The organism is Kluyvera sp. Awk 3 (genome assembly GCF_028069715.1).
GTDB lineage: Bacteria > Pseudomonadota > Gammaproteobacteria > Enterobacterales > Enterobacteriaceae > Kluyvera > Kluyvera georgiana_A.
Window position 1 is genome coordinate 14235 of record NZ_JANEWH010000022.1, and the last position, 24198, is coordinate 38432.

Here is a 24198-nt window from a genome sequence, read left to right on the forward strand (position 1 = left end):
CCATCAGAGATGGGACCTCCAACCGGCGACAATCTTATGATTATTTGCCAATCATCGTCGACATGGTTTGCGCGATAAATTGCGCTCTGGCGCCAAAAATCACCTGAATACCGTTATCACCGACGAAAACGACGCCGCGCGCACCGATATTGTTCAGACCATCCTTATCCACCGATCCTTTATCCGACACTTCCAGGCGTAGGCGGGTAATGCACGAGCCCACGGAGGCGATATTCTGCTCGCCGCCCAGCAGGCTGATAATTTCCGTTGCCAGATCTTCATCGGTTTTATCGTTAGCGCTCACCGTGGTTTCGGTACGGCCCGGCGTTTTGATGTCAAAACGGCGAATCACGAAACGGAAGGTGAAGTAGTAAATCAGCCCCATCGGCACGCCGACGATAATCGCATTCAGGAAGTTCGTCTGATAGCCGTTAAACGACGGCAGGATGCCAAACGAAATGTAGTCGATAAGCCCGGCGGAGAACGATTTGGCGATGTGCGCGTGCAGCAGGTACATCACCATGTAGGAGAGGCCTGCCATAATGGCGTTGAAGATGTAGAGAATGGGCGCCACGAAGATAAAGGTGAACTCGACCGGTTCGGTGATCCCGGTGAGGAAACAGGTCAGCGCGGCGGAGAACAGAATCCCGGCGGCGATTTTTTTATTTTTCGTGTGCGCTTCGTGGTACATCGCCAGGCACGCCGCAGGCAGCGCGAACAGCATCAGCGGGAACTCGCCCTGCATAAACTTACCGGCGTTCTGATAAGTATCGCTGCTGAAGGATTTCACCCCTTCTTCCAGCATTTTGAACCAGATGGTTTGGTCACCGTGAATCACCTGGCCTGCGTGGGTGGTGTAATCGCCGAAGGAGTACCAGAATGACGGATACCAGATGTGGTGCAGGCCCAGCGGAATCAGCGCGCGCTCAACCAGCCCGAAGATAAAGGTCGATACCGCCTGGTTATCGCCGTTGATCACCACCGACAGCGCGTCAATGCCTGCCTGAATGTGCTGCCAGATGTACGGCAGAAGCAGCCCGAGAATAAACGACAGCAGGGCGGTTGCAATGGCGACAAAGCGTTTGCCGGAGAAGAATCCAAGGAACTCCGGTAGCTGCATTTTGTGGAAGCGGTTATAGCACCACGCGGCGAGGATACCGCAAATCAGGCCGCCAAAGACGCCCATTTGCAGAGTCGGAATGCCGACCACCATCGCATATTTCCCACCTTGTCCCGCCATTTCCGGCGTGATACCGAGCACGGTACTGATGGTAATGTTGGTCACAAAGACGGAGACCGCGGCAGACAGCGCCGCGATGCCGGATTCGGACGCCAGACCGACGGCGGAGCCGATAGCAAACAGCATCGGCAGGTTGTCGAAAATAATGCCGCCTGCGTTCATCATCAACGGCAGGTGGAATTTATCCCCGAACGCCAGCAACAGACCGGCCGCAGGCAGCAGCGAGATGGGCAGCATCAGCGCGCGGCCTATCATCGACAGTTTAGAAAGCGATTTAACGACACTCGATATCAGACTCATACTGATTTCCCCCGGATAGACGCCTCTTCGTGCGTGCTTTTAATAACCCTGTTTATGTTAGGTATAACGTTATAGTAGAACGTTCTACTTATCGTGAAACAAGCCATTAACGTCTGCAATAGAATTTTTGTCAGGGCCGCAGAAGAGTGAGAGAACTGAGAAGTAGTTCTCACTTTAATGTATTAGAGGGTGGGGATTCGTGTGGGCATATATTCATCGTTTTGGGCATTGTACTGGCATGCCAGGGTGGTCACGAGACGCATAATATGCGCGGCAGAGTAGCGGGAGCTTTGCTGAAACTCATCCTGCACGGCGAGCCAACGGAAGAAACGTCGGCTGGCTGTGAGAGTTATCTTGCTACCATTGTCTTGGCGGTGGTCGGTTAATGGGCAGACCATTTTTTGATTACGGCCCTGCGCCCATAACTGCCACAGATTTTTCCACCATCCTTGATTCGTTTTGCCCAACAGTCGCCAGGCATCCGTATTGTCTTCATCGACGGTCTTCTCTTCAATAAACCAGAGTGAAGCCCGGCGCTGACGAAATAACTCCGCCCATGCGGTGATGATCGCCCCGCGAAGAAAGCATTCGTGGGCCACAATATGGGTACCCACCTCGGGGAAGCGGTTCTTGAGTACGCGAAAATGGCCATGGGCGGCTATGACAGGGCGTAGAATCATCCCGTTCGCATTGCGCTTCAGCGCCGCTGCCCCGTACTGGATTTCGTCAAATTGACTGCGCTGAAGGAACTGCCGTTCTTTCAGCGCAACGCTTTGAATAATATCGTGATGATGGGTCGGTGTGGGGCGAATGCCTTTCCAGCGGTAGCGCAACGTATTTCCTGCCGGATATGGCGTGTAATTGCCCGATACATGGAGGATATTGCCGCGAACAGCATCGAAACTAAAAAGCAGGTAGAGCTTCTGCGCGGCAAGTTCGCCCTGAAAGTCCATAATAAACGGCACGCTGCAAATCGCGTCTGGTGATAAGGCATTTGTCAGCGGCTGTTGCTTTGGCGTCCACACTTTTTTGCAGCGTTGACACTGCAATCGTTGGCTTCCTCCCGGATTATGCCCGTAACGGATCACCTCCGCCTGGTAGCAAGCAGGGCAAAAATGGCCGTATTCACGCGCATAGCCGGTGAAACAGGCGGCTGCCCAGCGTTGAAATTCCTCATCATTAAAAAGTGGCGGGTAGCTTCCGCATGCCCGGCAGTGCAGGGCGGGATAGCCCAATCGATAATCCGGCCACTGATAATCTGGCGATGTGGCTAACCCTAAATTAGGGCAACCATACGTTTTGCAGGTATTAATCGTGAAGAGAGAATCCATCGTGCTACCAACGATTTCGACAGGTCGTTGATTTTGTTCTACGACTGTCACCCACCGCTGTGATTGTTCTCACATAAAAAAACCTTTCAGAACGTAACGTAGCGATTCCTCATATGACTGAAAGGGATTGATTATGAAGTTAAAAACGATTGCCGCCGGCATACTGCTGACTCTGCCATTCTGGGCGTGCGCCAAAGACGTCACCATTATCTATACCAACGATCTGCATGCCCATGTGGAACCTTATAAGGTGCCATGGATTGCCGATGGAAAGCGCGATATTGGCGGCTGGGCGAATATCACCACGCTGGTGAAGCAGGAAAAAGCCAAAAATAAGGCCACGTGGTTTTTTGATGCTGGCGACTATTTTACCGGGCCGTACATCAGCAGTTTGACCAAGGGTAAGGCGATTATCGACATCATGAACACGATGTCGTTTGATGCCGTCACGATGGGTAACCATGAATTTGACCACGGTTGGGACAACACGCTGCTGCAGCTGAGTCAGGCAAAATTCCCGATTGTGCAGGGCAATATTTTCTATCAGAACAGCAGCAAAATGTTCTGGGATAAGCCGTACACCATTATTGAAAAAGATGGGGTGAAGATTGGCGTGATTGGCCTGCACGGCGTGTTTGCTTTTGATGACACCGTTTCTGCCTCGACGCGCGTTGGGATTGAAGCGCGTGATGAGGTGAAGTGGCTGCAACGCTATATTGATGAGCTAAAAGGTAAGGTCGATCTGACGGTGGCGCTGATTCATGAAGGAACTCCGGCGCGCCAGTCCAGCCAGGGAAGCACCGACGTTCGTCGCGCGTTGGATAAAGACATTCAGACCGCCAGCCAGGTGAAAGGGCTGGATATCCTAATCACTGGCCACGCCCACGTCGGCACGCCGGAGCCGATTAAAGTGGGTAAGACGCTGATTTTGTCCACCGATAGCGGCGGTATTGACGTGGGGAAACTGGTGCTGGATTACAAAGAGAAGCCGCATGACTTTACGGTGAAGAATTTTGAGCTGAAAACCATTTTTGCCGATGAGTGGAAGCCTGATCCACAAACGCAGCAGGTGATTGATGGCTGGAATAAAAAGCTCGATAAAGTGGTGCAGCAAACGGTAACCCGCGCGCCGGTGGAACTGACCCGCGCTTATGGCGAGTCTTCCTCTCTGGGCAACCTGGCGGCGGACGCACTGCTGGCGGCGGCGGGAAAAGAGACCCAGTTAGCCCTGACCAACTCTGGCGGCATTCGTAATGAAATTCCGGCGGGAGAGGTCACGATGGGCGGCATTATCAGTACCTTCCCGTTCCCTAACGAACTGGTGACGATGGATTTGACCGGTAAACAGCTTCGTAGTTTGATGGAGCATGGCGCAGGCTTGAGTAATGGTGTATTGCAAGTTTCCAAAGGGCTGGAGATGCAGTATGACAGCAGTAAGCCCGTCGGCCAGCGCGTGACGGCGTTCACCCTGAACGGCCAGCCGATTGATGATGCGACGGTTTATCACATCGCGACCAATAGCTTCCTGGCCGATGGCGGTGATGGTTTTGCCGCCTTTACTGAAGGCAAGGCGCGTAATACGTCAGGGGGATACTATGTCTCCAATGCGGTGGTGGATTACTTTAAATCCGGCGGTCAGCTTTCCGATGAGCTGTTAAACGGGATGCGAGTGAAGGATGTGAAGCACTAAGCGGACCCACTGCGGCGGGTTGCCCGCCGCAGTGCCAGATGAATATTTTTCATCTTCGCTGAAGATTACTCACTTTTTACGCCGATCTTTCTATTGACGCCCGTCGCCTTTTGCGGCATTTTTACATCCAGACGTCTAAACGGATAGATGTTTACAACACAACAATAATGACACGCGATTGATAGAGGTAAGGTATGAGCTTTTTTCACGCCAACCAGCGGGAAGCGCTGAATCAGAGTCTGGCCGAAGTGCAGGGGCAGATTAACGTTTCTTTCGAGTTTTTCCCGCCGCGCACCAGTGAAATGGAGCAAACCCTGTGGAACTCTATCGACCGTCTGAGCAGCCTGAAGCCAAAATTTGTTTCGGTCACCTACGGCGCCAACTCCGGCGAACGTGACCGTACGCACAGCATCATTAAAGGTATTAAAGATCGCACGGGTCTGGAAGCCGTGCCGCATCTGACCTGCATTGACGCCACCCGCGACGAGCTGCGCGCGATTGCTCAGGACTACTGGAACAACGGTATTCGCCACATTGTGGCCCTGCGCGGCGACCTGCCGCCGGGCAGCGGCAAGCCGGAAATGTATGCAGCCGACCTGGTCACCTTGCTGAAAGACGTGGCGGATTTCGATATTTCCGTCGCCGCCTATCCGGAAGTACACCCGGAAGCGAAAAGTGCCCAGGCCGACCTGCTCAACCTGAAGCGTAAAGTGGATGCCGGTGCAAACCGCGCGATCACCCAGTTCTTCTTTGATGTTGAAAGCTATCTGCGCTTCCGCGACCGCTGTGTCTCTGCGGGGATTGATGTTGAAATCATTCCGGGGATCCTACCGGTGTCGAACTTCAAACAGGCGAAAAAATTTGCCGATATGACCAACGTCCGCATTCCGGCGTGGATGTCGACCATGTTTGAAGGGCTGGACGATGATGCGGAAACCCGCAAACTGGTTGGCGCCAGCATCGCGATGGACATGGTGAAAATCCTCAGCCGTGAAGGGGTGAAGGATTTCCACTTCTACACGCTGAACCGTGCGGAAATGAGCTACGCCATCTGCCACACGCTGGGCGTGCGCCCGGCGTAATTGCCGGCCCGGTAAGCGCAGCGCTACCGGGAAATTCCCGACAAAAGCCCTGTCTATGCAGGGCTTTTGCGCAGTATAGTAACGGCCATCACATCACCGTTACGGACTTACCATGACCACCGAAGGGAAAAGCAATCCGCTGGCGCTTGTTGGCCTGCTGACGCTGACGCTCATCTGGAGCTACAGCTGGATTGCGATGAAACAGGTGACGCTCTACATCGGCGCCTTCGACTTCACCGCGCTACGCTGCATCTCCGGCGCACTACTGCTGTTTATTGTTTTACTCCTGCGTGAGCGCGGCATGCGGCCAACGCCGTTTGGCTACACGCTGGCGATTGCGCTGCTGCAAACCTGCGGCATGATTGGCCTCGCGCAGTGGGCGCTGATGAGCGGCGGGGCCGGGAAAGTGGCGATTCTGACCTACACCATGCCATTCTGGGTGGTGATTATGGCGGCGCTATTCCTGGGCGAACGCATGCGACGGCTGCAATATGCGGCGATTGGCGTGGCGGCGGTGGGACTGTGTCTGGTGATGCAGCCATGGCAGCTCGACCTCTCTTCGTTCAAAAGCGCGCTGTTAGCGATTCTCTCCGGCATCAGTTGGGGGGCGAGCGCCATCGTCGCGAAACGTATGTACCGGCGTCATCCAGGGCTCGATCTGTTGGCACTGACCAGCTGGCAAATGCTGTATGCCGCCGTCATCATGAGCGCCGTGGCGTTAATGGTGCCGCAGCAACCGGTCGACTGGCATCCCGCTGTTTTTGGGGCGCTGGCCTACAGCGCTATCCTGGCGACGGCGCTGGCCTGGAGCCTGTGGCTGTATGTGTTGCGAAACCTGCCTGCCGGTATTGCCAGCCTGAGTACGCTGGCGGTGCCGGTGTTTGGCGTGCTGTTTTCCTGGTGGCTGCTGGGGGAAAAGCCGGACGGATTGGAAACTGTCGGCATTGTACTGATCGTGTTTGCCCTGGCGGTTATCAGTCTCAAAAAGCGCGTTCCTCAGGTCCAACGTAGCCGATGAGAGATAATGAATTCCTTATATTTTATAAGGAATTTCTTGCCAATCCTCCCCAGGTCACAGCCATCGTGTCCCATTCTATGCAAGGATAAGTATGGCCTACGCAAAAATTCCGCGCTGACAAGGAAAAAATAAGAGGAATTAACTATCAAATCCGTGGGTCATTTCAGCTATAACTTATCAGCAGGGGTGTATATCTTAACGATAAATACTGTAAGGGAGCATAGTGATGAGCACGCCAGACGATATCCAGAACGCAGGTAAATGTCCTTTCCACCACGGTGGTGGCCACGACCAGAGCGCCGGTGCCGGCACCAGTAGCAAAGACTGGTGGCCGAAACAGCTGCGCGTTGATCTACTTAATCAGCATTCCAATCGATCCAACCCGCTGGGTGAGGATTTCGATTATCGTAAAGAATTCAGCAAATTAGATTACTCCGCACTGAAGGGGGACATCCGCGCGCTGTTAACCGAGTCGCAATCCTGGTGGCCTGCCGACTGGGGTAGCTATGTGGGGCTGTTTATCCGCATGGCGTGGCACGGGGCGGGTACCTACCGTTCAGCCGATGGTCGTGGTGGCGCAGGTCGCGGTCAACAGCGTTTTGCCCCGCTGAACTCGTGGCCGGATAACGTGAGCCTGGATAAGGCGCGTCGTCTGCTGTGGCCAATCAAACAGAAATACGGCCAAAAAATTTCCTGGGCCGACCTGTATATTCTGGCGGGTAACGTGGCGCTGGAAAACTCCGGCTTCCGTACCTTTGGTTTTGGTGCCGGGCGTGAAGACGTCTGGGAACCGGATCTGGACGTGAACTGGGGTGATGAAAAAACCTGGCTGGCGCACCGTGACCCGGAAGAGCTGGCAAAACGCCCGCTGGCGGCCACTGAAATGGGCCTGATTTACGTCAACCCGGAAGGACCAAACGCCAGCGGCGAACCGCTGTCGGCGGCATCGGCCATTCGCGCAACCTTCGGCAACATGGGGATGGATGACGAAGAAACCGTCGCCCTGATCGCCGGTGGTCACACGCTGGGTAAAACCCACGGCGCAGGCCCGGCCACGCATGTTGGTCCTGATCCTGAAGCGGCGCCGATTGAAAACCAGGGCCTCGGCTGGAAGAGCGATTTCGGCACGGGCGTCGGTAAAGATGCAATCACCTCTGGTCTGGAAGTGGTATGGACTCAGACCCCGACCCAGTGGAGCAACTACTTCTTCGAGAACCTGTTCAAATACGAATGGGTACAGACTCGCAGCCCGGCTGGCGCTATCCAGTTTGAAGCCGTAGACGCGCCGGAAATCATTCCGGATCCGTTCGACCCGTCGAAAAAACGTAAGCCAACAATGCTGGTGACCGACCTGACGCTGCGCTTCGACCCGGACTTCGAGAAAATTTCCCGTCGCTTCCTTAACGATCCGCAAGCCTTCAACGAAGCCTTTGCCCGCGCGTGGTTCAAACTGACCCACCGTGATATGGGGCCAAAAGCGCGTTACATCGGGCCGGAAGTACCGCGTGAAGATCTGATTTGGCAGGATCCGCTGCCGCACGCGTTCTTCAATCCATCAGCAGAAGATATCGCCAGTCTGAAAGCGGATATTGCCGCTTCCGGTCTGACGGTGAGCGAACTGGTGTCGGTAGCGTGGGCGTCAGCCTCAACGTTCCGCGGCGGTGATAAGCGTGGCGGCGCGAACGGCGCGCGTCTGGCGCTGGCTCCGCAGCGTAGCTGGGACGTTAACGCTACGGCGGCACGCGTGTTGCCAGTGCTGGAAGGCATCTATAAATCGGCGCATAAAGCGTCGCTGGCCGATATTATCGTGCTGGCTGGCGTGGTGGGCGTTGAGCAGGCGGCGAAAGCGGCTGGCGTTAGCATCTCCGTGCCGTTCACTCCGGGCCGCGTTGATGCGCGTCAGGATCAGACCGATATCGAGATGTTCGAACTGCTCAAACCGATTGCCGATGGTTTCCGTAACTATCGTGCGGCGCCGGGTGAAGCGACCACTGAGTCTTTGCTGATCGACAAAGCACAGTTGCTGACGCTGACCGCACCGGAACTGACCGTACTGGTCGGCGGGATGCGCGTACTGGGTGCGAACTTCGACGGCAGCAACCACGGCGTGTTGACCGACAACGTCGGTGCGCTGACCACCGACTTCTTCGTCAATCTGCTGGATATGCGCACCGAATGGAAGGCTACGGACGAAACGGCTGAGCTGTTTGAAGGCCGTGATCGTGTGAGCGGTGAGGTGAAATACACTGCGACGCGCGCCGATCTGGTGTTCGGTTCCAACGCCGTACTGCGCGCGCTGGCGGAAGTTTACGCTTCCAGCGATGCGAAAGAGAAGTTTGTGAAGGACTTCGTCGCGGCTTGGGTGAAAGTGATGAACCTGGACCGTTTCGACCTGCTGTAAGGTCGGTTTGACGGTATAAAAAAATCCCCGCGAAAGCGGGGATTTTTGTTGGTGGGGTGAGGGGTTACTCCCACTCGTGCAGAAAACGCTGCCCATACTGGTCGGCAACCAGCAGCGCCGCGTACACGCGGTCAGGATCCGCGCCGCCAGGCATGTTGTGAATGGTTTCCCCTTCCGCGCAGGCCGCTTCCGCCACCAGGCGCATTTTCGCCGGGATATCTTCTTTAATATCCAGCTGCGCCAGGGTGATCGGCAGACCAACGCTGTGGCACAGCGCGGCAACGGTCTCAATTTCTTCCACCGACGCGTTTTCAAGCACCAGTTGAGTCAGCGTACCGAAGGCGACTTTTTCGCCGTGGTAGAAATGGTGAGCGTCAGGAATGGCCGTCATACCGTTGTGGATAGCGTGCGCCGCGGCCAGGCCGCCGCTTTCAAAACCGACGCCGCTGAGGTAGGTGTTGGCTTCAATCACGCGCTCCAGCGCCGGAGTGACCACGTGCTGCTCGGCGGCCAGCATCGCTTTTTCACCTTCTTCAATCAGCGTGTTGTAGCACAGTTCGGCCAGCGCCAGCGCCGCCTGAGTACACTTGCCGCCTGCCATGGTGGTGGCGCCGCTGCGTGAGCAGGCGCGGGCTTCAAACCAGGTGGCCAGCGCATCGCCAATCCCGGCGGCCAGCAGACGTGCCGGGGCGCCGGCGACGATTTTGGTGTCGACGATAACCATGTTTGGGTTATGCGGCAGCATCAGGTAGCGGTCGAATTCACCGTCATCGGTGTACAACACGGAGAGCGCGCTGCACGGCGCGTCGGTGGAGGCGATGGTGGGCACGATAGCCACCGGCAAATTCATAAAGTGGGCCAGCGCTTTCGCGGTATCCAACGTTTTCCCGCCGCCAATACCTAAAATAGCGCTGCATTTTGCGCTGGTGGCGACGTCCTGCAGTCGATTGACTTCATTCTGTGAGCACTCGCCGCCAAACGGCGCGATTTCAACGGACAGACCTGCGCCGGTCAGGCTCTTGCGCAGCGTCTCTTCGGCAAATCCCAGTACAAACTTATCGCCGACGACCAGCCAGCTATTCGCCATCGGTTTTAAGTAATCACCCAGGCGAGTGATGACGTCAGCGCCCTGAATATACTTACCTGGTGATTGAATAATGCGATCCATACATTTCTCCCTTACAGGTTCAGATTACCAAATGCGTTTTTCCAGTCTTGCTCGAACTTCTCTATAGCTGACTCTACAGCGGGCGTGCCGAGCATTTGTTGCGCTACATCTAAAGGAAGGGTGATGGCCTCACATCCCGCTAATAAACAGTCCAGCGCCTGACGTGGGGTTTTGAAGCTGGCGGCCAGCACTTTGCTCTGTGGCGCGTGCAGTTCCAGCAGCGTTTGTAATTCCTGCACCATACGGATGCCGTCGCCACCTTGAGCATCCACGCGGTTAACATATGGCGCGACATATTCAGCGCCGGCCAGTGCGGCGAGCAGCCCCTGCGCTGCGCTGTAAACCGCGGTACCTAGCGTCGGTATACCTTCTTTTTTCAATAGCTTAATTGCAGCCAGCCCTTCGGCGGTGACCGGTACTTTCACCACGATGCCGGGAACGGCCTCGTTCAGGCGACGAGCGTCGGTAACCATACCATCCGCCGTGCGGCTCATGGTTTGGGCAAACAGCGTGCCGTTTTCGCCCATCGCTTTTTTCAGGCGCGGCAGCACATCCCAGATAGATTCACGGCTGGCGGCGACAATACTCGGGTTGGTGGTCACGCCAACAATCGGGAAAATACGCGCCAGACGCTCAACTTCCTGCACATTGGCGGTATCCAGATACAGTTCCATGCTATGTCCTCTTAAAGTTCCAGTTCGTGTTGCAGCAGGCTGGCAATCGCGTCGGCTGAAGCGGCGTTAACCAGCGAGTGACGGAATTCTTCATGCATAATCCGACGAGCCAGGCGCGAGAAAATGCGCATATGCTGGTCGCCCGCGGCATGTTTGTTAAGCGTCAGCATAATGATGAATTGCGCCTGTTCATCGCCCCAGGCCACCGGCGCGGGCAGGCGTGCGACGCTGATGGTCGACTGTTCAATATGCTCAGATTTGCTGTGCGGAATGGCAAAGCTAAAGCCAAGGCCGGTCGAGAAGACCGCTTCGCGTGCCCACAGGTCGGCCTCAAGCTTGCGCGGATAGCGGCAGCGCCCGGCGAGCAGCAGGTTATCGGTCATGCCTTTGAGCACTTCCTCTTTGCTGCGCCAGTCGTTATCCAGCGAAATGCAGCGCGGGGTAATCAGCGGCGCATCCTGCTGGCTCATGCGGAACTGTGCCAGTAAATGTTCCACTTCCAGCGAGGTACGGCAGGCCATCGCCTGATTCAGAAGCTGACGACAGGCGCGGCTGTCGAGCTGGGCCAGGCGCGCTTTGGTGGCCGGAATCGAGGGCGCGCTCATGCTGATTTCGTCCAGCCCCAGCCCAACCAGCAGCGGCAGGACGGAGCCTTTCGCTCCCAGTTCGCCGCACAGACCAATCCATTTTCCCTGACGATGCACCGCCTGGACGGCGTAGTCGAGTGCGCGCAGGAAGGCCGGATTCAGACTGTTGTAGTGACGGGTGACCCTCGCGTTATCACGGTCGACCGCCAGCAGGTATTGCGTCAGGTCGTTACTGCCGATGCTAAAGAAATCAATCTCTTCACAGCACTGATCGATGATGAACATCACCGAAGGGACTTCCAGCATGATGCCTAGCGGAATGCGCTCATCAAACGGCACGTGCTCGCTGCGCAGTTGCTGTTTCGCTTCGGCTACCTTTTCTTTTACCCACAGGATCTCTTCCATGGAGGAGATCATCGGAATCATAATTTTCAGGCTGCCGTGCGCCGAGGCCCGCAGAATGGCGCGCAGTTGGGTGGTGAACAGCGTGGAATATTCTTCATAAATACGCACCGCGCGGTAGCCAAGGAACGGGTTGTTCTCCGCCGGAATATTGAGGTAATCCACCGGCTTATCACCGCCGATATCCATGGTGCGGATAATAATGCTACGTCCGTTGGCGGACTCCAGCGCCTGACAGAAAATATTGTAGAGCTCGCTCTCGCTCGGCTCGCTGGCGCGGTCCATATACAGCATTTCAGTGCGGAACAGACCTACCGCTTCCGCGCCGTTACCAAAGGCCGCCTGCGCTTCGACGGAGTGAGCGATGTTGGCCGCCACTTCCAGACGAATCCCGTCGGCGCTGCGCGCCTCTTTATTCAGCCACACGCTCTGCTGTTCGCGGATAGCGGCCTGGACGCGCGCTTCCTGCTGGTAGTAGCGGGTAATAGCTTCGTCAGGCGCGACAATGACCGCTCCGGCGTTACCATCGAGGTAGACCGTCTGGTTTTGCCACGGCGTCAGCGCGTCAATTTCCACGCCAACAAGGGTGGGAATATTGAATGAGCGCGCAAGTATTACCGTGTGTGAGGTCGTGCCGCCGCTTTGCAGCAGCAGGCCTTTGAGCTGCGTTTTGTCCAGCTCAAGGAATTGGCTTGGGGTTAGCTCTTCCGCCATACAGATAGACGGCTGAGTCAGCTGGCCCGGCGCCGGGAAACGCTGTTCGCCATAAATGTGCTGTAAAAGCTGAAAGCCGACGTCGCGTACGTCCAGCGCGCGCTCCTGCAGATAGCTGCTGCTGGAACGGGCGAACTCGGCGCAGAAATGGTTGGTGCTGGCGATAATTGCCTGTGCGCAGCTGAGGCCCTGATTGACGCCTTCCAGCAGATGCTGGCGTAGCGAGGTGTCGGTGGCCAGCGAACGATGTGCTTCAAGGATAGTGCTGGCGGTGCTGTCGCTGTCCAGCAGGCGCAGCTCCAGCGTTCTGACCAGCCGCGTCAGGCCGCCGTCCAGCGCGGATTGTTCCTGCTCCGGATTTTGTGCCGCAGGCAGTTCGCCGAGGTTATTGAGATCCAGCGCGGCCAGGCGGGTCAGGACGCCGCCGGCGCTGCCGTTGCATACCGGCTGCGCGCGGAACAGCGTTGGGCCCAGGCGAGTCAGCGACGCCGGCAGCGGTTCCTGCTCAACGGCGGTAACTTGCGCCAGCGGCGCATCGCACAGCGGGAATTCGTTCTTCAACCAGACGGACAGGCGTTCGTGAGCGGCGTTTTCATCAGCACCGCTAATGAGCAACTGGCAGCTATCGCCCGCCAGCGTGTCGGTACCGATAATCGCCAGCGCGCTTTTGGCGTTGCCTTTACGGTCGGTGCGCAGGTTATGCCATTCAATGTCGCAGCAAAAGGTATTGCACAGCGTTTCGACATGGCTGGCCGGACGGGCGTGCACGCCGTTCGGCAATTCACAGATAAATTCAACAACCAAGGCCATAACCTTCTCTCCCAAATCAGTCGATATGGGTAACAGAATAGGGGGCATGTTATCGGCGCTGCTATCTGACATTTATGTCAAAAACTGGACAAATGTATTGTCCGCTTGAAAATGCGAGCCATCTCACAGGTTGCTAGTGGAGCTTATAAAGAGGGGAATAGCGTTAACTTTTGAGGTCGCTCGCATTTTTCTTCTGACATTACAAAAATCCAGTAAATGCACTTTTTATCCACTGTCTGTCCCGCCACCAATTGCCTATTGTTTGCCACAACACCTTAATGGACATGGGCCGAAGAAGCCCAGGAGCGACTGATGAAAGAATTGGTGCACATACTCAAAAACACCCGTCAGCACTTAATGACTGGCGTGTCGCACATGATCCCGTTTGTGGTTGCGGGGGGTATTTTACTGGCGGTCTCGGTCATGTTGTACGGCAAAGGGGCCGTACCGGATGCGGCCACCGATCCCAACCTGAAAAAGCTGTTTGATATTGGCGTCGCGGGTCTGACACTGATGGTGCCATTCCTCGCCGCCTACATTGGCTATTCCATCGCCGAGCGCTCCGCACTGGCGCCTTGCGCCATCGGCGCGTGGGTGGGCAACAGTTTTGGCGCGGGCTTCTTCGGCGCGCTGATCGCCGGGATTATCGGCGGAATCGTCGTCTACTATCTGAAAAAAATCCCGGTGCACAAAGTGTTGCGCTCGGTGATGCCAATCTTCGTCATTCCTATCGTCGGCACCTTCATAACCGCAGGCGTGATGATGTGGGGGCTGGGTGAACCGGTGGGCCTGCTGACCACCAGCCTGACCCACTGGCTGCAAGGCATGCAGCAGGGCAGCATCGTGGTGCTGGCAGTCATTATGGGCCTGATGCTGGCGTTCGACATGGGCGGCCCGGTGAACAAAGTGGCCTACGCCTTCATGCTGATTTGTGTCTCGCAGGGTGTTTATACCGTGGTAGCGATTGCTGCCGTCGGCATCTGCGTTCCGCCGCTGGGTCTGGGCCTGGCCACGCTAATTAATCGTAAGAATTTCAATAACGAAGAGCGCGAAGCCGGGAAAGCGGCGCTCGTCATGGGTTGTGTCGGCGTCACTGAAGGGGCGATTCCATTCGCTGCCGCCGACCCGCTACGCGTGATTCCTTCCATCATGCTGGGTTCCGTTTGCGGCGCGGTGACCGCGGCGCTGATGGGGGCACAGTGTTACGCCGGATGGGGCGGTCTGATTGTCCTGCCGGTGGTAGAAGGCAAACTGGGCTATTTGCTGGCGATTGTCGTGGGGGCTGTGGTGACCGCCGTCAGCGTTAACCTGCTGAAAAGCCTGGCGCGTAAGAACAAGAAAGCGGTTGTCGAAAAAGAAGATGACCTGGATTTAGATTTCGAAATTAACTAATTGAGAAGGTAGAGATTATGACCAATATTATTGCGGTAACGGCCTGTCCTTCCGGCGTAGCACACACCTACATGGCCGCGGAAGCGCTGGAAAGCGCGGCCAAATCCAAAGGCTGGAACGTGAAGGTAGAAACGCAGGGGTCGATTGGTCAGGAAAATGAGCTGACCGCCAGCGACGTCGCGGCTGCGGATATGGTCATTTTGACCAAGGATATCGGCATCAAATTTGAAGAGCGCTTCACCGGGAAAACGATAGTACGCGTCAATATTAGCGATGCAGTAAAACGCGCCGACGCTATTATGAATAAAATCGAGGCACACTTAGCGCAGAGCGCATAAGCATTATCTCGATATTATAGGTACTTACAGACTGGCGGGCGCGAAAGAGTATTTGCGCCTGCCAGCGTTTGTTTTCTGCAAGGAGGGGACGATGACGGCAACGGGCGGACGAATGTTAGTGGCGGTAACCGCCTGCGTGAGCGGCGTGGCCCATACCTATATGGCGGCTGAACGTCTGGAGAAGCTCTGTCAGCAGGAAAAATGGACCATCAAAATCGAAACTCAGGGGGCGCTGGGCATTGAGAATGCGCTCACGGAAGAGGACATTCGCCGCGCTGACGCGGTACTGCTGATCACCGATATTGAGTTGAATGGGGCCGAACGTTTTACCCAGAGCCGCTATGTGCAGTCGGGTATCAGCGCTTTTCTACGCGATCCGCAAAAAGTGATGATCGCGGTGCGTAAGCTGCTTTCCGCGCCTCAGCACACGCATATTATTCTGTCGTAGTCAGCTGGCTGTGGTACTGGCGACGGTACTCTGACGGTGAGCGTGCGGTGTTTTTGCGAAACAGGCGGCAGAAGTAGTTGCTGTCGACGAACCCACAGGCGTGGGCGATCTCTTTTACCTTCAGATCATACCCCTTCAACAGCCGTCTGGCGTGCTCCAGGCGGGTGTGGTTGAGGTATTCATTAAAGCCCATAATGCCGCTTTTCTGGAACAGGTGTGACAGGTAGTTCGGCGAAATATAGAACGCCTGTGCCACCGATTCGCGGGTCAGCGGTTCGGCGAAGTGGCTATCGATATATTCGCGAATGGCGTCGAACAGTGCCTGGCTGCGCGAGGCGGTCTGAATCTGGCTGCTGAGCAGATCGGCGCAGTGGCTGATGAGGCTGGTGGCAATCAGCCGCGCGGTTTGCTGCTCCTGCGGCTGCATTTGAATTTCGCTCATGGTTTGCAGCAGAAAGGAACCGACGCGCGGCCCGCGACGGGCAACATGCTGTTTTGCCAGATTACTCAGGCGGTAGCCATCCCACTGCTGGATGCTAAACCCCAACTGCTGTTTGCCAAACAGAATGCTTAGCGTGGTGGCAGGTTCCAGCCAGTGAGGAAAATTCCAGCCGCCAGCGGGAACGAACAGCGCATCCAGCGTCTGCATGGGCGTGTCGTCGCCCAGTCCGGCGTCGGCGAGTTGCCCTTCCAGCACAATTTCGAGGCGCGGAAAGTCGACCTGAAAAGCCATATCGGGAACGGGCGTGTGATTGCCGGCAAAACCGATTTTTTGCAGCGGGGTGGCCCCGGACGCAATGCGGGAAAGCAGTGGGTTGATGTCGAAAAACATGGGGCTCCCTGTCGTGATGAACAACAAAGAAACCTTAACTGAGGGTATGAAAAAAGGCCACAAAGAATGTGGCCTTTTGGGGTGTCCGCGTCTTGATAAATTAACCGGTGTTACGCATACCTGCTGCGACGCCCGCGATGGTGACCATCAGCGCCTGCTCGACGTTAGGATCCGGCTCCTGGCCTTCTTCTTCCGCTTTACGAGAACGGTGCAGCAGTTCGGCCTGCAGTACGTTCAGCGGGTCGGTGTAGATGTTACGCAGCTGGATAGACTCGGCAATCCACGGCAGGTCGGCCATCAGGTGCGCGTCGTTGGCGATGTCCAGCACCACTTTGATGTCGGCTTCGAGCAGATCGCGCAGTTCGGCACCCAGCGCCCACAGCTCCTGTTTCACCAGACGCTGATCGTAATATTCTGCCAGCCATAGGTCGGCTTTCGAGTAGACCATCTCCAGCATCCCCAGACGGGTAGAGAAGAACGGCCAGTCGCGGCACATGGTTTCCAGCTTGCTCTGCTTGCCGTCTTCCACCACTTTTTGCAGCGCCGCGCCGGCACCCAGCCAGGCTGGCAGCATCAGGCGGTTCTGTGTCCAGGCGAAGATCCACGGGATGGCGCGCAGGGACTCGACGCCGCCGGTCGGGCGACGTTTTGCCGGACGTGAACCCAGCGGCAGTTTACCCAGCTCCTGTTCCGGCGTGGCGGAACGGAAATAAGGCACGAAATCTTTGTTTTCACGCACGTAGCCGCGGTACATCTCGCAGGAGATATCGGACAGCTCGTCCATGATGCCGCGCCACTCTTCTTTTGGCTCCGGCGGCGGCAGCAGGTTCGCTTCCAGAATCGCGCTGGTGTACAGCGACAGGCTGCTGACGGTGACTTCCGGCAGACCGTATTTGAAACGGATCATCTCGCCCTGTTCGGTCACGCGCAGACCGCCTTTCAGGCTTCCCGGAGGCTGAGAGAGCAGCGCCGCGTGCGCCGGTGCGCCGCCGCGACCAATAGAACCACCGCGACCATGGAACAGCGTCAGTTCAATACCGGCTTTTTCACAGGTTTTGATCAACGCATCCTGCGCCTGGTACTGCGCCCAGGAAGCCGCCATAACGCCCGCATCTTTCGCGGAGTCGGAATAGCCGATCATGACCATCTGCTTGCCCTGAATAAAGCCGCGATACCAGTCAATGTTGAGCAACTGGGTCATCACGTCGTCGGCGTTGTTCAGGTCGTCCAGGGTTTCGAACAGTGGGGCGACCGGCAGCGCGAAGGTGATGCCGGCTTCTTTCAGCAGCAGGTGAACCGCCAGCACGTCGGACGGCGTTTTGGCCATCGAGATCACGTAAGCGGCAACCGAGCCAATTGGCGCATCGACAATGGCTTTACAGGTATTCAGAACTTCACGGGTGTCGTTGCTTGGCTCCCAGCTACGCGGGAGGAGCGGACGTTTAGAATTCAGTTCGCGGATCAGGAAGGCCTGTTTGTCGGCTTCTGACCAGCTTTCGTAGTCGCCGATGCCCAGGTAGCGGGTCAGTTCGCCCAGCGCTTCAGTGTGGCGGGTGCTCTCCTGACGCACGTCAATACGCACCAGCGGTACGCCAAAACACTTCACGCGACGCAGCGTGTCGAGCAGCTCGCCGTTAGCGATGATGCCCATACCGCAGGCCTGTAGTGATTTATAACAGGCGTACAGCGGTTCCCACAGCTGCTCGTTCTGGCTGATCAGACCGGCTGGTTTTGGCAGGCGCTGGCCTTTCAGGCGCGCTTCCAGCCAGGCCTGGGTGGCCATCAGCTGGCTGCGCAGGGTTTTCATCAGGTAGCGATACGGCTCGGTTGCGCCTTCTTCGCCAACCCGCTCGCGCAGTTCGTCGGTGCATTCCACCATCGACAGCTCGGAAATCAGCACCTGAATATCTTTCAGGAACAGGTCGGTCGCTTTCCAGCGGCTGAGCAGCAGCACGTGGCGGGTGATTTCGGCGGTGACGTTCGGGTTGCCGTCACGGTCGCCGCCCATCCACGAGGTAAAGCGTACCGGCACGAAATCGACCGGCAACTGGTAGCCGAGGTTCTCTTCCAGCTGTTCATTCAGTTCACGCAGATAGTTCGGTACGCCTTCCCACAGGCTGTTTTCCACAACAGCGAAGCCCCATTTAGCTTCATCTACCGGGCTTGGGCGATGCTTACGAATTTCATCGGTGTGCCATGACTGAGCAATCAGCTGGCGCAGACGGCGCATCACCTGGTTGCGTTCGTAGTCGGCAATGTCGTTATTATCGAGCTGTTTCAGGCAGTTGTTGATTTCGCCCATTTTATGAATCAGCGTACGACGCGTGATTTCAGTCGGGTGCGCGGTCAGTACCAGCTCCAGCGACAGGGATTCAACGGCCTGTTTAATCGTGGTTTCGTTGAGATTGGGTTGGTCTTTGAGTTTACGCAGGGTACGGGCAATCACTTCCGGGTTGCTTGCCGCTTCGCCTTTCGGCGAAATGCTGTGGTACTGCTCGGCGGTATTGGCCAGGTTCAGGAACTGGCTGAACGCGCGGGCAACCGGCAGCAGCTCATCGTTGGACAGGTTCTGCAGCGTGGTGAGCAGCTCCTGACGATTGGCTTCGTTGCCGGCACGTGAAGATTTGGACAACTTACGGATCGTTTCTACACGGTCAAGAATGTTCTCACCAAGCGCATCCTTGATGGTATCGCCTAGCACTTTACCGAGCATACTGACATTACTACGCAACGCGGAATATTGTTCGTTCATTAACCCAGACACCCCATCTCATTTTATTTTGTTATATCCCAGCCTTTGGAACGAAAGGGCGGGATAAAGACACCTCTTTTATAAAGCCACGTAAAAACCCGTACGTCAATTGCTGCGAAATCGCTTCAGCAAACGAATAAATTGCGGCAATTGACGAAAGTTAATTCGCATCGTGCCAGATAAGAAATGCTTATGAAAATGTGAAGGCGATCGCGGGAATCGGGGGCGGAGAGATGCCGGATGGCGCTGCGCTTATCCGGCCTACAGGCGAGGGTAGACCCGGTAAGCGTAGCGTCACCGGGCAGAACACATTAATGCCAGCAGAAGTGATGCACGACCTGGGTAATTAATTCGCGTGTCGGCTTAATAAAGCGCGTTTCCAGGTATTCGTCCGGCTGGTGTGCCTGATTAATCGAGCCTGGGCCGAGAACGATGGTCGGGCACAAGGTCTGGATAAACGGTGCTTCGGTGCAGTAGTTCACCACCTCGGTTTTGGTACCGAGCAGTTTTTCCAGCACTTCAACCAACTGATGATCTGGCGGGCATTCGTAGCCCGGAATCGGTGCGTGCAGCTCGCTGACCGTCAGGCGGCCCGGCCATTGCGCGCTGACCGGCTCCAATGCTTCATCCAGCAGGCCGTTGAGATCGCTCAGCGTCATGCCCGGCAGCGGGCGGATATCCATATGTAGCTCACAGCAGGCGCAGATACGGTTGGACGCATCGCCACCGTGGAGGCTACCGAGATTGAGCGTTGGGTACGGTACGGTGAACGCTTCATAGTGATAGCGCTCTTTCAGCGAGTCGCGCAGTTGCATCACGCGGCCAATGGCGTCGTGCATGATTTCAATGGCGTTCACACCGCGCGCCGGGTCGCTGGAGTGGCCGGACTGGCCCATGACGCGAATGGCGTTCGACATATGACCTTTGTGCGCGCGCACCGGCTGCAATGAGGTGGGCTCACCGATGATAGCGCAGTCCGGGCGTAGCTCGGTGGATTCGGAGAAATAGCGCGCACCCGCCATGCTGGTCTCTTCATCCGCCGTCGCCAGAATGTAGAGCGGCTTTTTCAACTGCGTCACGTCAACATCCCGCAGCGCGTCGAGAATAAAGGCGAAGAAGCCTTTCATATCGGCAGTGCCCAGACCGTAGAGCTTGTTATCGTGCTCGGTCAGGGTAAACGGATCGCGGGTCCAGCGCCCGTCGTCGAACGGTACGGTATCGGTATGACCGGCAAGCAGTAGCCCGCCCGCGCCGTGTCCGGTGCTGGCCAGCAGGTTGAATTTATTGCGCGTGCCGGGAACCGGCTGCACCTCAACATTGAAGCCGAGAGAGGCGAACCAATCGGCCAGCAGAGTGATTAAAGACGCATTACTCTGATCGAGTGCTTCTTCGGTTGCGCTGATGGACGGTGTGGCGATCAACGCACGGTAAATCTCGATAAATGGTGGTAAATTGTTTTTCATTGTTGACACACCTCGGGTCGTGATAGTATCAATATTCATGCAGTATTTGTGAATAAAAATACATTATCATTAGGCGTAATAAAACCCACCAACGGTAGGGTGAAGTGACGACGCTTAATCAGGCAAACAGACATAAGAAGGTAAACGGCCCCGATGTTGAATACGCTGATTGTGGGCGCGAGCGGTTACGCTGGCGCTGAGCTTGTGACCTATGTGAATCGCCATCCTCATATGAACATAACCGCTTTGACGGTCTCAGCGCAAAGCAATGATGCGGGAAAGTTAATCTCCGATTTGCATCCACAGCTAAAAGGGATTGTTGATCTCCCTTTGCAGCCGATGTCCGACATCAGTGAATTCAGCGCCGGTGTTGATGTGGTGTTCCTCGCCACCGCTCATGAAGTCAGCCACGACCTTGCGCCGCAGTTCCTCGCGGCGGGCTGCGTGGTGTTTGATCTCTCCGGCGCGTTCCGCGTGAACGACGGCGCCTTCTATGAAAAATATTACGGATTTACCCATCAGCACCCGGAACTGCTGGCGCAGGCGGTATATGGCCTGGCCGAATGGAGCGGCGAAGCGCTGAAAGAGGCGCAGCTGATTGCCGTGCCGGGGTGTTATCCCACGGCGGCACAGCTTTCCTTAAAACCGTTGATCGACGGCGATTTACTGGATCTCTCCCAGTGGCCGGTGATCAACGCGACCAGCGGCGTGAGTGGCGCGGGGCGTAAAGCGGCGATCTCCAACAGTTTCTGCGAAGTGAGTCTGCAGCCTTACGGCGTGTTTACCCACCGCCATCAGCCGGAAATCGCCAGCCACCTTGGTGCCGAGGTGATTTTCACCCCGCACCTGGGCAATTTCCCGCGCGGGATTCTGGAAACCATCACCTGCCGCCTGAAACCGGGCGTGACCCATGCTCAGGTGGCGGAAGCCTTACAGCAGGCCTACGGCGATAAGCCGATGGTGCGTTTATACGACAAGGGTGTTCCGGCGCTGAAAAACGTCGTCGGCTTGCCATTCTGTGATATCGGTTTTGCCGTGCAGGGCGAGCATCTGATCGTGGTGGCGACCGAAGACAACCTATTGAAAGGCGCTGCCGCACAGGCCGTGCAGTGCGCCAATATCCGTTTCGGCTTCGCTGAGACGCAGTCTCTTATCTAAGGTGTGATGACGATGAATCCATTAATTATCAAACTGGGCGGCGTGTTGCTGGATAGCGAAGAAGCGCTGGAGCGTCTGTTTACCGCGCTGGTGAACTACCGCGAGTCACATCAACGCCCGCTGGTGATTGTCCACGGCGGCGGCTGCGTGGTGGATGAGCTGATGAAGCAGCTCAACCTGCCGGTGAAAAAGAAAAATGGCCTGCGCGTGACGCCTGCCGATCAGATCGACATTATTACCGGCGCGCTGGCGGGCACTGCCAACAAAACGCTGCTGGCCTGGGCGAAGAAGCATGAAATCGCCTCCGTGGGCCTGTTCCTCGGCGACGGTGACAGCGTGCAGGTCACTAAACTGGATGAAGAATTGGGCCACGTTGGTCTGGCGCAGCCGGGCTCGCCTAAACTGATTAATCTGCTGCTGGAAGGCGGTTTCCTGCCGGTGGTGAGCTCTATCGGCGTGACCGTCGAAGGGCAATTGATGAACGTCAACGCGGACCAGGCGGCAACCGCGCTGGCGGCCACGCTGGGTGCGGATCTCATTCTGCTCTCCGACGTCAGCGGTATTCTCGATGGCAAAGGCCAGCGCATTGCGGAAATGACTGCGGCCAAGGCGGAACAGCTGATCGAGCAGGGGATTATTACCGACGGCATGATTGTGAAGGTGAACGCGGCGCTGGATGCGGCGCGTACGCTCGGCCGCCCGGTCGATATCGCCTCATGGCGTCACGCGGAGCAGTTGCCGGCGCTGTTTAACGGCACGCCGATCGGTACGCGTATTCTGGCATAAGTTTTTCCCCCTCACCCTAACCCTCTCCCCACAGGGGAGAGGGGACTGGCCGGAGCCGGTATAGTTCTCCCACTCTCCACAGGGACGAGGGAACTGACGGTTTTCCCCCTCTCCCTCAGGGAGAGGGCCGGGGTGAAGGTTGTTTTCAGGCCGGAGACTACCCGGCATAAATAAACGAATTTAAGGAAGCATGTTATGGCACTTTGGGGCGGGCGTTTTTCTCAGGCAGCAGATCAGCGGTTCAAACAGTTCAACGACTCTTTACGCTTTGATTATCGCCTGGCGGAGCAGGATATCGTTGGCTCTGTAGCCTGGTCTAAAGCGCTGGTGACGGTTGGCGTACTGACGGCGGAAGAGCAATCTCAACTGGAAGCGGCGCTGAGCGTGCTGCTGGAAGAAGTTCGCGCTAATCCGCAACAGATCTTGGAAAGCGATGCCGAAGACATCCATAGCTGGGTGGAAGGTAAGCTGATTGATAAGGTCGGCCAACTGGGTAAGAAGCTGCATACCGGGCGTAGCCGTAACGATCAGGTTGCGACCGATCTCAAGCTGTGGTGCAAAGACACCGTGGCGGAGCTGCTGGACGCGAATCGTCAGCTGCAAACCGCGCTGGTGGAAACCGCGCAGGCGAACCAGGACGCGGTGATGCCGGGTTACACTCACCTGCAACGCGCGCAGCCGGTGACGTTTGCTCACTGGTGCCTGGCCTACGTTGAGATGCTGGCGCGCGATGAAAGCCGCCTGCAGGATACCCTCAAGCGTCTGGACGTCAGCCCGCTGGGCTGCGGCGCGCTGGCGGGTACCGCTTATGAAATTGACCGTGAACAGCTGGCGGGCTGGCTGGGCTTCGCGTCTGCGACCCGCAACAGTCTGGACAGCGTGTCTGACCGTGACCACGTGCTGGAGCTGCTGTCTAACGCTTCCATCGGTATGGTGCACCTGTCGCGCTTCGCGGAAGACCTGATCTTCTTTAATACCGGTGAAGCGGGCTTTGTTGAGCTTTCCGACCGCGTGACGTCAGGCTCTTCTCTGATGCCGCAGAAGAAAAACCCGGATGCGCTGGAGCTGATCCGCGGTAAATGTGGCCGTGTACAGGGTGCGCTGACCGGCATGATGATGACCCTCAAAGGTCTGCCGTTGGCTTACAACAAAGACATGCAGGAAGATAAAGAAGGCGTATTTGACGCGCTGGATACCTGGCTGGACTGTCTGCATATGGCGGCGCTGGTGCTGGACGGCATTCAGGTGAAGCGTCCGCGTTGCCAGGAAGCGGCGCAGCAGGGCTACGCCAACGCCACCGAACTGGCGGATTATCTGGTCGCTAAAGGCGTGCCGTTCCGTGAAGCGCACCACATCGTGGGCGAAGCGGTGGTGGAAGCCATCGCCCAGGGCAAGCCGCTGGAAGATCTGCCGTTGGCCGATCTGCAGAAATTCAGCGCGGTGATTGGCGACGACGTTTACCCGATTCTGTCGCTGCAATCGTGCCTCGATAAGCGTGCGGCAAAAGGCGGCGTTTCGCCGAAGCAGGTAGCACAGGCGATTAGCGACGCGAAGGCGCGCCTGAGCTAGCCCTCTGCATAGCCAAAGATAGCCCGGCCGAGCGCAAGCGACG

The 24198-nt window shown here is 56.6% G+C and carries 18 protein-coding genes; 10 read left to right on the forward strand and 8 right to left on the reverse strand.

Going from position 1 to position 24198, the window contains the following annotated elements:
* Positions 1-40: 40 nt before the first annotated feature.
* Both NNN71_RS07045 and NNN71_RS07050 read right to left on the reverse strand, forming a co-directional pair.
* Positions 41-1540 (reverse strand): PTS transporter subunit EIIC, encoded by a 1500-nt coding sequence (locus tag NNN71_RS07045; RefSeq protein ID WP_271458181.1) that lies wholly within the window; start codon positions 1538-1540, stop codon positions 41-43.
* 182 nt (positions 1541-1722) lie between these two features.
* Positions 1723-2871 (reverse strand): cytoplasmic protein, encoded by a 1149-nt coding sequence (locus tag NNN71_RS07050; protein WP_271458182.1) that lies wholly within the window; start codon positions 2869-2871, stop codon positions 1723-1725.
* Between the two features lie 133 nt (positions 2872-3004).
* On the opposite strand from NNN71_RS07050, the gene NNN71_RS07055 reads away from it, so the two are divergent.
* The 4 genes from NNN71_RS07055 to katG all read left to right on the forward strand — a co-directional run bounded on the left by NNN71_RS07055 (position 3005) and on the right by katG (position 9062).
* Positions 3005-4561, forward strand: a complete 1557-nt coding sequence (locus NNN71_RS07055) for a bifunctional metallophosphatase/5'-nucleotidase (protein WP_271458183.1) — start codon at positions 3005-3007, stop codon at positions 4559-4561.
* Positions 4562-4755: 194 nt separating this feature from the next.
* The gene (gene metF / locus NNN71_RS07060) at positions 4756-5643 is read left to right on the forward strand and encodes a methylenetetrahydrofolate reductase (protein WP_163448632.1); all 888 of its coding nucleotides are present in this window, start codon (positions 4756-4758) and stop codon (positions 5641-5643) included.
* A 112-nt stretch (positions 5644-5755) separates the two neighbouring features.
* The gene (locus NNN71_RS07065; protein ID WP_271458184.1) at positions 5756-6661 is read left to right on the forward strand and encodes a DMT family transporter; all 906 of its coding nucleotides are present in this window, start codon (positions 5756-5758) and stop codon (positions 6659-6661) included.
* Positions 6662-6887: 226 nt separating this feature from the next.
* On the forward strand, positions 6888-9062 hold the full coding sequence (katG, locus tag NNN71_RS07070) for a catalase/peroxidase HPI (RefSeq protein WP_271458185.1): 2175 nt from the start codon (positions 6888-6890) through the stop codon (positions 9060-9062).
* 64 nt (positions 9063-9126) lie between these two features.
* On the opposite strand, the gene gldA is transcribed toward katG, so the two are convergent.
* From gldA to ptsP, 3 genes are read right to left on the reverse strand one after another with little or no spacing between them, the layout of a single operon-like run.
* Entirely contained in the window at positions 9127-10230 is a 1104-nt protein-coding gene (gene gldA / locus NNN71_RS07075) for a bifunctional L-1,2-propanediol dehydrogenase/glycerol dehydrogenase (protein ID WP_163448629.1), read from the reverse strand.
* 11 nt (positions 10231-10241) lie between these two features.
* The gene (fsa, locus tag NNN71_RS07080; RefSeq protein ID WP_271458186.1) at positions 10242-10904 is read right to left on the reverse strand and encodes a fructose-6-phosphate aldolase; all 663 of its coding nucleotides are present in this window, start codon (positions 10902-10904) and stop codon (positions 10242-10244) included.
* A gap of 11 nt (positions 10905-10915) precedes the next feature.
* Complete coding sequence (ptsP, locus tag NNN71_RS07085; RefSeq protein WP_271458187.1) at positions 10916-13417, reverse strand: phosphoenolpyruvate--protein phosphotransferase; 2502 nt, start codon at positions 13415-13417, stop codon at positions 10916-10918.
* Between the two features lie 312 nt (positions 13418-13729).
* On the opposite strand from ptsP, the gene NNN71_RS07090 reads away from it, so the two are divergent.
* From NNN71_RS07090 to NNN71_RS07100, 3 genes are all read left to right on the forward strand, one after another.
* Positions 13730-14809, forward strand: a complete 1080-nt coding sequence (locus NNN71_RS07090; RefSeq protein WP_163448626.1) for a PTS fructose transporter subunit EIIC — start codon at positions 13730-13732, stop codon at positions 14807-14809.
* Positions 14810-14826: 17 nt separating this feature from the next.
* A complete protein-coding gene (locus NNN71_RS07095; protein ID WP_163448625.1) occupies positions 14827-15147 on the forward strand; it encodes a PTS fructose-like transporter subunit IIB in 321 nt (106 codons plus the stop codon).
* 91 nt (positions 15148-15238) lie between these two features.
* On the forward strand, positions 15239-15595 hold the full coding sequence (locus tag NNN71_RS07100; RefSeq protein WP_167577186.1) for a PTS fructose-like transporter subunit IIB: 357 nt from the start codon (positions 15239-15241) through the stop codon (positions 15593-15595).
* Here NNN71_RS07100 and NNN71_RS07105 read toward each other — a convergent pair.
* The 3 genes from NNN71_RS07105 to argE form a co-directional block, all read right to left on the reverse strand.
* Positions 15582-16427 (reverse strand): helix-turn-helix transcriptional regulator, encoded by an 846-nt coding sequence (locus NNN71_RS07105; protein WP_223803549.1) that lies wholly within the window; start codon positions 16425-16427, stop codon positions 15582-15584. The two genes, NNN71_RS07100 and NNN71_RS07105, sit on opposite strands and share 14 nt — an antisense overlap.
* 100 nt (positions 16428-16527) lie before the next feature.
* Entirely contained in the window at positions 16528-19179 is a 2652-nt protein-coding gene (gene ppc / locus NNN71_RS07110; RefSeq protein ID WP_167577185.1) for a phosphoenolpyruvate carboxylase, read from the reverse strand.
* 311 nt (positions 19180-19490) lie between these two features.
* Positions 19491-20642 (reverse strand): acetylornithine deacetylase, encoded by a 1152-nt coding sequence (argE, locus tag NNN71_RS07115; RefSeq protein ID WP_064540316.1) that lies wholly within the window; start codon positions 20640-20642, stop codon positions 19491-19493.
* Between the two features lie 153 nt (positions 20643-20795).
* On the opposite strand from argE, the gene argC reads away from it, so the two are divergent.
* From argC to argH, 3 genes are all read left to right on the forward strand, one after another.
* Positions 20796-21800: an N-acetyl-gamma-glutamyl-phosphate reductase gene (argC, locus tag NNN71_RS07120; protein ID WP_163448621.1), complete on the forward strand. Its 1005-nt coding sequence runs from the start codon at positions 20796-20798 to the stop codon at positions 21798-21800.
* A gap of 12 nt (positions 21801-21812) precedes the next feature.
* Positions 21813-22586: an acetylglutamate kinase gene (gene argB, locus NNN71_RS07125; RefSeq protein WP_163448620.1), complete on the forward strand. Its 774-nt coding sequence runs from the start codon at positions 21813-21815 to the stop codon at positions 22584-22586.
* A 195-nt stretch (positions 22587-22781) separates the two neighbouring features.
* Entirely contained in the window at positions 22782-24155 is a 1374-nt protein-coding gene (gene argH, locus NNN71_RS07130) for an argininosuccinate lyase (RefSeq protein WP_271458188.1), read from the forward strand.
* The last annotated feature ends 43 nt before the right edge of the window (positions 24156-24198 follow it).

Excerpts from the sequence above, each read along its gene's own strand:
- NNN71_RS07045 (WP_271458181.1), bottom strand. The coding sequence starts at position 1,540 with ATGAGTCTGATATCGAGTGTCGTTAAATCGCTTTCTAAACTGTCGATG.
- NNN71_RS07050 (WP_271458182.1), bottom strand. The coding sequence starts at position 2,871 with ATGGATTCTCTCTTCACGATTAATACCTGCAAAACGTATGGTTGCCCT.
- NNN71_RS07055 (WP_271458183.1), top strand. The coding sequence starts at position 3,005 with ATGAAGTTAAAAACGATTGCCGCCGGCATACTGCTGACTCTGCCATTC.
- metF (WP_163448632.1), top strand. The coding sequence starts at position 4,756 with ATGAGCTTTTTTCACGCCAACCAGCGGGAAGCGCTGAATCAGAGTCTG.
- NNN71_RS07065 (WP_271458184.1), top strand. The coding sequence starts at position 5,756 with ATGACCACCGAAGGGAAAAGCAATCCGCTGGCGCTTGTTGGCCTGCTG.
- katG (WP_271458185.1), top strand. The coding sequence starts at position 6,888 with ATGAGCACGCCAGACGATATCCAGAACGCAGGTAAATGTCCTTTCCAC.
- gldA (WP_163448629.1), bottom strand. The coding sequence starts at position 10,230 with ATGGATCGCATTATTCAATCACCAGGTAAGTATATTCAGGGCGCTGAC.
- fsa (WP_271458186.1), bottom strand. The coding sequence starts at position 10,904 with ATGGAACTGTATCTGGATACCGCCAATGTGCAGGAAGTTGAGCGTCTG.
- ptsP (WP_271458187.1), bottom strand. The coding sequence starts at position 13,417 with ATGGCCTTGGTTGTTGAATTTATCTGTGAATTGCCGAACGGCGTGCAC.
- NNN71_RS07090 (WP_163448626.1), top strand. The coding sequence starts at position 13,730 with ATGAAAGAATTGGTGCACATACTCAAAAACACCCGTCAGCACTTAATG.
- NNN71_RS07095 (WP_163448625.1), top strand. The coding sequence starts at position 14,827 with ATGACCAATATTATTGCGGTAACGGCCTGTCCTTCCGGCGTAGCACAC.
- NNN71_RS07100 (WP_167577186.1), top strand. The coding sequence starts at position 15,239 with ATGACGGCAACGGGCGGACGAATGTTAGTGGCGGTAACCGCCTGCGTG.
- NNN71_RS07105 (WP_223803549.1), bottom strand. The coding sequence starts at position 16,427 with ATGTTTTTCGACATCAACCCACTGCTTTCCCGCATTGCGTCCGGGGCC.
- ppc (WP_167577185.1), bottom strand. The coding sequence starts at position 19,179 with ATGAACGAACAATATTCCGCGTTGCGTAGTAATGTCAGTATGCTCGGT.
- argE (WP_064540316.1), bottom strand. The coding sequence starts at position 20,642 with ATGAAAAACAATTTACCACCATTTATCGAGATTTACCGTGCGTTGATC.
- argC (WP_163448621.1), top strand. The coding sequence starts at position 20,796 with ATGTTGAATACGCTGATTGTGGGCGCGAGCGGTTACGCTGGCGCTGAG.
- argB (WP_163448620.1), top strand. The coding sequence starts at position 21,813 with ATGAATCCATTAATTATCAAACTGGGCGGCGTGTTGCTGGATAGCGAA.
- argH (WP_271458188.1), top strand. The coding sequence starts at position 22,782 with ATGGCACTTTGGGGCGGGCGTTTTTCTCAGGCAGCAGATCAGCGGTTC.